Below are 8,491 nucleotides of genomic sequence, written 5' to 3' on the forward strand. Positions count from 1 at the left end.
TCAAGGGCCCATTCGCCTCGGCGATCGGGCCCTTCCCACTGCCCTTGCCAAATTAAGACCAGGCGATATAATTGTGTTGGGCACAGATTTGTGCTCAGAGGTGAAACCGGCCGGAGGTGAGGATCGCGGACTTCATTCGTATCGGAGAGAAGCTGATCGATCGCAACAAGATCGAGCGGGCCATCGACCGGATCCTCTCGCTCAGGGCCAGCGGTCTGTCTCAGCAGGAGGTGGCCGACCGGCTCGGGGTCGATCGGACCCTGGTCTCGCGGCTGGAGAGCGTCGGCGAGGTCCGCAAGGGTGATTCCATCGCCATCATCGGCTTCCCCGTCGAGAACAAAGAGGACATCGCTCGGGTCGCCCGGGAAGAGGCGGCCGACTTTGTCTACGTCCTCAACGACAAGGAGCGGTGGAACCTGCTCAGCCGCAGCGGGGCCGAGCTCTTCAACGAGTTGATGAGGCTGATGGCCCGGATCCGCGAATTCCCGGTGGTCATCATCCTCGGTTTCAACCAGCCCGCCCACTTCATCGAGGCCCTCCTCGACCGACAGGTCACCGCCGTCCACCTCAAGCAGACCGCCGGCTCCAACGGCCGGTTCGACCCCGAGGAGCTGCGACGGATGATCAAGTCCGTGAAGGCCAGCCGGCCGGCCAAGTCGAGGACCCCCAACGACCGGCAGTAATCCCGCCAAGACCGACAAGATGCGGGACCATCGCGAGTAGACATGAGAGGAGATGAGTCGTGGTGAAACGAGTCGTCAGCGTCAGCCTCGGAGCCTCGGACAGGGACTTCAAGTACACCCTGAACGTGTTGGGCGAGGAGTTCAGCATCGAGCGGATGGGCGCCGACGGGGACATGAGAAAGGCGGTTCAGCTCGTCAAGGACCTCGACGGCAAGGTCGACGCCTTCGGTATGGGCGGCATCGACATCTACGTCCGGTCCCGCACGGCCAAGTACATCATCAGGTCGGCGGCCCCTCTCCTCCGGGCCGCCCGGAAGACCCCGATGGTCGACGGGAGCGGCCTCAAGCACCTCCTTGAGCGGCGCACGGTGCATTTCATCGATGAGCGCGTCATGCCGCTTCGGGGTAAACGCTGCCTCGTCGTCTCAGCCGTCGACCGGATCGGGATGGCCGAGGGCTTCACCGAGGTCAAGGCCGATACCATCTTCGGCGACTTCATCTTCGTCCTCGGCTTGCCCATCCCCCTCCGGACCCTGGGTCAACTGGAAGCCATCGCCAGGCTGCTGGCCCCGATCCTCGTCCAACTCCCCTTCAGCTGGCTCTACCCCACCGGGGAGAAACAGAAGGGCGAGGGCCAGGCGAAGAAGGTCAGCCCGACGTACGCCCGGTACTACGATTGGGCCGAAGTGGTCGGGGGCGACTGGCACTACATCGCCAAGTACATGCCCGAGCGGATGGACGGCAAGGTCATCCTGACCAACACCGTGACCACGGCCAACATCGCCGAGCTCAAGACCCGCGGGGTCAAGACCCTCGTCACCGCCACCCCGGACCTGGGCGGCCGGTCGCCCGGGACGAACGTCATCGAGGCCATCCTGATCACCCTGTCCGGCAAGTCGCCGGCCGAGGTCACCGAGAAGGACTACGATGACCTACTTAACCGGATCGGTTTCCAACCGCGGGTCGAGCAGTTGAACTAGGCCCGCCCGGCCGCCTCCAGCCGTGCCGGGCACGGGGAGGTCGGCCGGTGACCGCGATCGACTTCGTCTACCTGGTCCACCCGCACCCGGCGGCAGTCGGCCGCCGGACCGGGGCGATCGGACTCTGGCCGGGGCTGTTCTTGGAGGGGCTGTCGCGCCTTCTCCCACCGCTCCGGCTTGGTTTTTTAGAGCCGGCCCCCGGAGGCTCGCGCGGCCTGGCCCTATCCGTCCCTTTGGCCCCCGGGCAGCTGGCCGACGTCAACTCCGGGGCCGCCCGACGGAAAGTCCTCGTCGCCGTGGCTGCGGCCGTCAAGGAGGGGGCGCGCTCCGTCGCCCTCGGCGGCTCCCTGGCCAAGCCCGAGTGGGCGGCCTTCATCGCCGGCCATTCCGACCTGAGGGTGATCACCGGCGAGGCCATGGAGGCCTGGGCGACTCTCGATGGGCTTTGGGCCGCCCTGCCGTCCGGGGCTACGGGCGGAAGGCTGAGCTTGGTGGTCGGACCGGGCCAGCGACTGCTCGGGGAAACCTTGTCCATCCTGGCTGCCCGCCGGGTCGACGGCCTCGTCCTCCTCGGCCCAAGGACCGACATCTTGACCGGGATCGCCTCCCGGGTACTGGCCGACAGCGGGCTGGTCGCCGAGGTTGGGGGGCCGGCCGGGCTGTGGCGGGAGGGCGAGCCGGTCATCGCCGCCATCGTCCTCGGTCCGGGCTCCGGGGACCTCAACTCGATCCTCGGCCACCGAGCCATCGCCGTCGACCTGACCCCCGGGCGAGGGGCGGCCAAGCCATTGAAAGCCGCTCGCCCCGACCTTCGAGTGGCCATCGGTGGGGCCGTCGGCCTGGCGTGGACCGGGCCGCCCCCGCGGTTGGCCCTCCCGGTGGTGGACGGCCCTCCCGACTCGTTGCCCCGGATCAAGGCGGCCGGTCCGGTCCGGGTGGTCCCGGCGGTGATGGCCGAAGCCTGGCTGGAGACGGGGGGGGCCAGGCCCTCCGGACCCGCGGGTAGAGCGAGACCGGGTTTTCGGGTCGTCAGACCATCGAGTCGGCTGCCGGGGATCGCTACCCCCACCCTTCGTCACATCGAGGCCCTGGCCGCTTTGGCCGCCGGGCAACCCCTCTGCTTCGGTCGATTACGCTGGCTGGAAGCCGAACTCTCGGCGGGGCGACGGGCGGAGCGGCCGAAAGTTGGGGGGGACGGCAGGAAAGCGAGGACGGGCAGTGAATTCTAGAAAAAGGACGGCCGAGGGGTCGTCCGAAGCCTTCCTTGACAGCCTATCGGGAGTGACTTATAATTTGGGACGCATAGGCAAGCACTGGCGCTGATCCGGTGCTTGCCTGGTTGTACGCCACCGCCCGGGACGACCAGACGGTCAAGGGTTTTTTTCTACGGCCGTCCGGCCTTCAGTCTCGGCCCGCTAAGACCCGCTCTGAAAACGCTTTTCCCCAGCCAGAACGGAGAATAAAAGAGGAGTCCAAGGCATATATTGGCTTTGGACGCGGGGGATCTTGCCCCCGCTTTTAAAGGAGCGAAAGCCAGATGGCCGACAAAGAGGTCATCCTCTCACTCGAGGGCTTGAAGAAGCTCGAGCAAGAGCTGGAGCACCTCAAGTCCGTTCGACGCCGGGAGGTGGCCGAGCGGATCAAGCAAGCCAGACAGTTCGGTGACGTGGGCGAGAACTCCGAATACGAGGACGCCAAGAACGAGCAGGCCTTCATCGAAGGCCGCATCTTGACTTTGGAGAAGCTCCTGCGCAACGCCAAGTTAATGGACGAGGTCAGCGTGGAAGCCGGCCGAGTCGGGGTCGGCTCCAAGGTCAAGTTGAAGGAGTTCAAGAAGGGCGTCGTCGTCGAGTTCACCATCGTCGGGTCGACCGAGGCCGACCCGGGCCGGAACCTCATCTCCAATGAGTCACCAGTCGGCAAGGCCATGCTCGGGCAGAAAGTCGGGACCGTGGTCGAGGTCAACATCCCGGCCGGGACCATCAAGTACGAGATCCTCGGCATCTCTCGATAGAAGGGCACGCGCGCCGGCCGGCGACGTCGCGCCCGGCCAACCTTAGAGCGATCTGAGCAAGGCCGCGACCATCCGGATCGCGGCCTTCTTCAATGGCCATGGTGATGGATCCAGATCCCGGGTGGACGGGCCTTCCGTTCAGCCACCCCAACCGTAGGCAGGAGGAGAGGACCTTGAGCGACGAGACCCCCAAGACCAGTCTCTCCGAGACTAGCGAGATCGCCGTTCGCCGAGCCAAACTGGACAAGCTTCGCGGGATGGGGCTGGACCCCTTCGGCCACCGCTTTGAGCGGACCCACTTCGCCCAGCACGTCAAGGACGACTTCGTCACCCTGGAAGGCCGGGAGGTGACCATCGCCGGCCGGCTGACGACCATCCGCAAACACGGCAAGGCCACCTTCGCCGACCTCAGCGACATGTCTGGGAAGGTGCAGGTCTACGCGAAGATTGACGTCCTCGGGGAAGACCAGTACGGGCTGTTTGATGAGCTCGATGGGGGCGACACCATCGGGCTGACCGGCGTCGTCTTCAAGACCAGGCGCGGAGAGGTCACCGTCGAGATCAGGCGGTTCGAACTGCTCTCCAAGGCCCTCCGGCCGCTCCCCGAGAAATGGCACGGCCTGACCGACGTAGACCTCCGGTACCGTCAGCGCTATGTCGACCTGATCGTCAACCCGGACGTCCGGGAGACCTTCGTCAAGCGCAGCAAGATCATCAGTGCCGTCCGCCGGTACCTCGACGGCCACGGGTACTGCGAGGTGGAGACGCCCATCCTGACCCTCCTGGCCAGCGGCGGCCACGCCCGGCCGTTCACCACCCACCACAACACTCTTGACCTCGACCTTTGCCTGAGGATCGCCCTCGAGCTGTACCACAAGCGGCTGATCGTCGGGGGCTTCGACCGGGTCTACGAGATCGGCCATTGCTTCCGCAACGAAGGCATCGACACCCGACACAACCCCGAATTCACCATGCTCGAACTATATCAGTCCTTCGCCGACTATGAGGACATGATGCGCCTCGGCGAGGAGATGTTCGCCGGCGCGGCCGAAGAGGCCCTGGGCACGACCAAGGTCACCTATCAAGGGCGAGTCCTGGACCTCACCCCACCGTGGCCACGGGTCAGGATGCTCGACGCGATCAAGGAGTACGCCGGGGTCGACTGGCTGACCGTGAAGAGCGACCAGGAGGCCGTGGCCATCGGCGAGAAGCTCGGCCTGGACCTGGCCGGCAAGCGGACCAAGGGGATGGTCCTTGACGAACTGTGCTCCGAGTTTGTCGAGCCGCGCCTGATCCAGCCGTCTTTCCTCATCGACTACCCGATCGAGATCTCCCCCCTGGCCAAGCGACGGCCGGACAACCCCGAATTGACCTATCGTTTCGAGGCCTTCATCAACGGTTGGGAGACGATGAACGCCTTCTCGGAGCTGAACGACCCGATCGACCAGCGCGAGCGGTTCGAGCAGCAGGCCCGGGAGAAGGCCAAGGGGAACGACGAGGCGATGGCCTACGACGAGGACTTCGTCACCGCCCTCGAATACGGGATGCCGCCCACCGGCGGCATGGGCGTCGGTATCGATCGCCTGACCATGCTTCTCACCGACTCGCCTTCCATCCGCGATGTCATCCTCTTCCCGGTGATGAGGCCGCGGGGCTGAACGAAGCGGGCGGCCCAAAGCCGCCCGTCACTCGTCCTTCCCGGTCACCTCGGAGAAGTCGTCCCGCAGGTCGATGAACATCCGGCCCGACCGGTCCGATTGGACCAGGATGACGTCGGAGATGTCTTCGACGCCGCGCCGGCGGAGCTCTGCGTCCTCCTTTCGGGTCTTGAGTTTCTCCGGGCCGCCGGTCGTCTTCTGGCCGGCGGCCTTGCCTTTCCGCCCCGCCGCCCGTCGGGGATGCTTTCTCTGATTAAAGCACCGCCTCGGCCAACCGACCGATCAGCCCGCCGGCCAGGAAGGCCACGACGAAGCTGGAAGCCCAGACGATCAGGGCCTGCAGAGAACCGCGCTCCTTGAAGATCACCATCACCGCGGCGATGCAGGGGACGAAGAGGGTGATGGTGACCACCGCGGTGACCTTCTGGGCCGCGTCCAGGGTCAGCGCCGAAAGGCCGGCCGCGCCGAAGTCCCGCCGGACGATGCCCATGATGAAGGCCGTCGCCGCCTCCCGGGGGAGGTGCAGCCAACCCACGGTGAGCGGGGCCAGGAAGCCCTGGACGTCCGCGAGCCAACCGGTCACCTTCAGGAAGCTGATGACCAGCGAGCCATAGACGAAGAGGGGCCCGGCGTCGCGCAGGAACATGACCGTCTTGGCCCAGGTCTTCTGAAGGACGTTGCCGACCCGGGGCAGCCGCAGGGGGGGCAGGTCGATGAAGAGATCGGAGGACACGCCCGGCAGGAGCCGGTCGAGGATGGTCCCGGCGAGGGCGAAGATGGCGGCGATGGTCCCGACGAAGATCAGGACGGCCAGGGGGCCGACCCCGGCCATCATCCCGGCGATCACCCCCAATTGCGCCGAACACGGGATGGTGAGGGCCAGGAGGGCCACGGCGATGGTCCGCTCGCGGGCCGTTCCGAGGAGGCGGGTGGTGATGATGGCCATGGTCACGCAACCGAAACCGAGGATGACCGGGATGACCGCCCGGCCGTTGAGGCCGATCCGCATCATCTCCCGGTCCACCAGGGTGGCCAGACGGGGCAGGTAGCCGGAGTCCTCCAGGAGCGACATTCCGAGATAGAAGGCGACCACGAGGGGGAAGAGGAGCCCGACCACGTAGGTCACGGTCATCGTCAGGAGGCCGAACTCACCCGTCAGGAACTGAGCCGCCGCCCCCCCGGCGGCCAAGTAAGGGGCAAGCAGGCCGCGGATCCAGGGCTCGTAATAGCCCCGCATCAGCCGGTCCTCGGTGAACCCGACGACCTTCTGGGCCGCCAGCACCCCGATCAGCTCATAGAGCCCGAGGAGGACGATGAAGACGATCAGCGTTCCGGCCAAGGGGCTGAGGCTGAGGTCGGACAGGGTCCGGCCGAAGTCGGCCCGCCGCTGCTCGCGACGGACGACCTCGGCCACCAGGGCGTCGACCCGCTTCCGCCGCCGTCCGTAAACCTCCTCGCGCCGGCCGGTCGGTCGCCCACCGTACTCCGCGAGGACGGTCGGGTCGTCCTCGACCATCAGGAGGGCCTCACTCCGGGCGGCCGGCCCCTCAGGCGTCCCGGCCAGTTCGCCCGCACGTTTGCAGAGCTCGAGGGTGTCCGGGTCGGGGCGGCCGGGGCGGGCGGTGTCGAGCATCCGGCGGACCGTATCCAGGCCTCGTCCCGCGGTGGCCACCGTCGGGACCACCGGGACACCGAGGATATCCCGCAGGCGCTCGTAGTCGACCCGAAGGCCGTGCCGCTCGGCCTCGTCGACCATGTTCACCGCGACCACCAAGGGCAACCCCATGTCGATGAGCTGGAGGGTCAGGAAGAGGTCGCGCTCGAGGCTGGATCCATTGACCACGTTGATGACCAGGTCGGCGGCCAGGATGACGTCCCGGGCCACCCGCTCCTCATCGTTGAAGGAGGAGACCCCATAGATGCCCGGCGTGTCGAGGACCACATCTTGACCCAGCCGGCCGCTGGAGACCTCGACGGTGGTCCCCGGGAAGTTGGAGACGTCGACGTACAGGCCGGTGAAGGCGTTGAAGAAGACCGACTTGCCGGTGTTGGGGTTGCCGACCAGGACGATCCGCCGGGCGCCGGGCGGCAGGCCGACCAGCTCGTAGCCGACGCGGCGATCGCCGCCCCCCGACTTGACCTTGTCCACGGTGAACTGCCCGCGCAGGTGGTGACGTCTAACGGCCACGGCGGACGCCTCCCCGGCGCGGGGCCAGCTCGACGGCGATCCTGGGACACAGGCGGCGTCCGATGGCCACCTGCATCGCCCCCCGGCTGAGGACCACCGGCCCGCCCCGCAAGGCCTGCTCGCAGCGGACTTCGGACCCGGCGGCCAGGCCGAAGCGAAGGGCCTGGTCCTTGGCGCGCCCATCGCTGATCCCGCCGATGATCAGGACCTGACCGCGCCGAGCTTCGTCCAGGGTCATGATGCCCTCCCTCCCGCCCTCGCCGGCTTTTGACGAGTGGACCTCGTTCCCATGCCTATGCGGGGGAAAGGGCTTTAGGCCGAAAAGAAAAGGCCGCGCTTTATCGGGCGCGGTCGGGCAGGAAAGTCCGGGATGGTCTGGCGGTGGAAGACCCGGGCGGCCAGGCGGCGGAAGTCCCGGTTGACCTCACGGAAGGAGCAGGACATCTCCCCTGATCCCGGCGACATCGGCGGCAATCCTCAGATGCCCGCGGCCGGTCAGGCGGTCGATCACGCCTCGGGCGACCGGCCGCTCCCAATGGAAGGCCCGGGCCGGCTCGGCCAGGGGGCAGGCCACCGCGTTCTCGACGTACTTCAAGAGCAGCTTCTCGCGGGCCTCATCGGGGAGTGGTAGGCCGTCCAGCAGACTCCCGGGGACCTGGCGCCCCAGCAGGTCCCACCGGTGGACCGACCAGCCCTCCAGGGACCCACCGCAGACCGTCAGGCGGAAGGTCCGCTGCGATTGGGTCAAGGCCGTCAGCAGCCGGGATCGGGGGCCGGGAAATTCCTTCTTGAAACGTCGCCAGAGTTCACGGCTGTCGATGGGCCCGGCTTCCTCGACCATCTCCAGGAGGCGCCGCTCGGTCCGGCTGAGGAGACCGGCGGCGTAGTCATCCGCCGTCGACCGGCCGGTGGCGTACAGGACGTAGAAATAGGGCAGGTAGTCCCAGGCGATGAAGGTCCCCCCGCCG

The 8,491-nt window shown here is 66.9% G+C and carries 8 protein-coding genes (1 of these 8 cut by a window edge); 5 read left to right on the forward strand and 3 right to left on the reverse strand.

The genetic code is table 11. The features are described 5' to 3' along the window. The first annotated feature begins 116 nt into the window (after window positions 1-116). The 5 genes from VGL40_06220 to lysS all read left to right on the forward strand — a co-directional run bounded on the left by VGL40_06220 (window position 117) and on the right by lysS (window position 5,335). The gene (locus tag VGL40_06220; protein HEY3314863.1) at window positions 117-683 is read left to right on the forward strand and encodes a helix-turn-helix transcriptional regulator; all 567 of its coding nucleotides are present in this window, start codon (window positions 117-119) and stop codon (window positions 681-683) included. A 62-nt stretch (window positions 684-745) separates the two neighbouring features. Continuing rightward, window positions 746-1,663 (forward strand): quinate 5-dehydrogenase, encoded by a 918-nt coding sequence (locus tag VGL40_06225; GenBank protein HEY3314864.1) that lies wholly within the window; start codon window positions 746-748, stop codon window positions 1,661-1,663. A 47-nt stretch (window positions 1,664-1,710) separates the two neighbouring features. Next, window positions 1,711-2,892: a hypothetical protein gene (locus VGL40_06230; protein HEY3314865.1), complete on the forward strand. Its 1,182-nt coding sequence runs from the start codon at window positions 1,711-1,713 to the stop codon at window positions 2,890-2,892. Window positions 2,893-3,200: 308 nt separating this feature from the next. Beyond that, window positions 3,201-3,677, forward strand: a complete 477-nt coding sequence (gene greA / locus VGL40_06235) for a transcription elongation factor GreA (GenBank protein ID HEY3314866.1) — start codon at window positions 3,201-3,203, stop codon at window positions 3,675-3,677. 173 nt (window positions 3,678-3,850) lie between these two features. Next, window positions 3,851-5,335, forward strand: coding sequence for a lysine--tRNA ligase (lysS, locus tag VGL40_06240; GenBank protein HEY3314867.1), 1,485 nt, complete (start codon window positions 3,851-3,853; stop codon window positions 5,333-5,335). Window positions 5,336-5,588: 253 nt separating this feature from the next. Here lysS and feoB read toward each other — a convergent pair whose 3' ends face one another. The 3 genes from feoB to VGL40_06255 form a co-directional block, all read right to left on the reverse strand. Further along, window positions 5,589-7,523 carry a ferrous iron transport protein B gene (gene feoB / locus VGL40_06245; GenBank protein ID HEY3314868.1) on the reverse strand — a complete coding sequence of 645 codons (1,935 nt, stop codon included), beginning with the start codon at window positions 7,521-7,523 and terminating at the stop codon, window positions 5,589-5,591. Further along, window positions 7,513-7,761, reverse strand: coding sequence for a FeoA family protein (locus VGL40_06250; GenBank protein HEY3314869.1), 249 nt, complete (start codon window positions 7,759-7,761; stop codon window positions 7,513-7,515). The genes feoB and VGL40_06250 overlap by 11 nt, the downstream gene beginning before the upstream one ends. Before the next feature lie 186 nt (window positions 7,762-7,947). Next, window positions 7,948-8,491, reverse strand: partial view of a hypothetical protein gene (locus tag VGL40_06255; GenBank protein ID HEY3314870.1) — the 3' portion only. It continues 260 nt past the right edge of the window; 544 of the gene's 804 nt are visible here — the last part of the coding sequence; the start codon falls outside the window, past its right edge — the gene reads right to left on this strand; its stop codon occupies window positions 7,948-7,950.

The sequence above is a fragment of the Bacillota bacterium genome, from assembly GCA_036504675.1.
GTDB lineage: Bacteria > Bacillota > Sulfobacillia > JAJYWN01 > JAJZPE01 > DASXUT01.

Excerpts from the sequence above, each read along its gene's own strand:
- greA (HEY3314866.1), top strand. The coding sequence starts at position 3,201 with ATGGCCGACAAAGAGGTCATCCTCTCACTCGAGGGCTTGAAGAAGCTC.
- VGL40_06250 (HEY3314869.1), bottom strand. The coding sequence starts at position 7,761 with ATGACCCTGGACGAAGCTCGGCGCGGTCAGGTCCTGATCATCGGCGGG.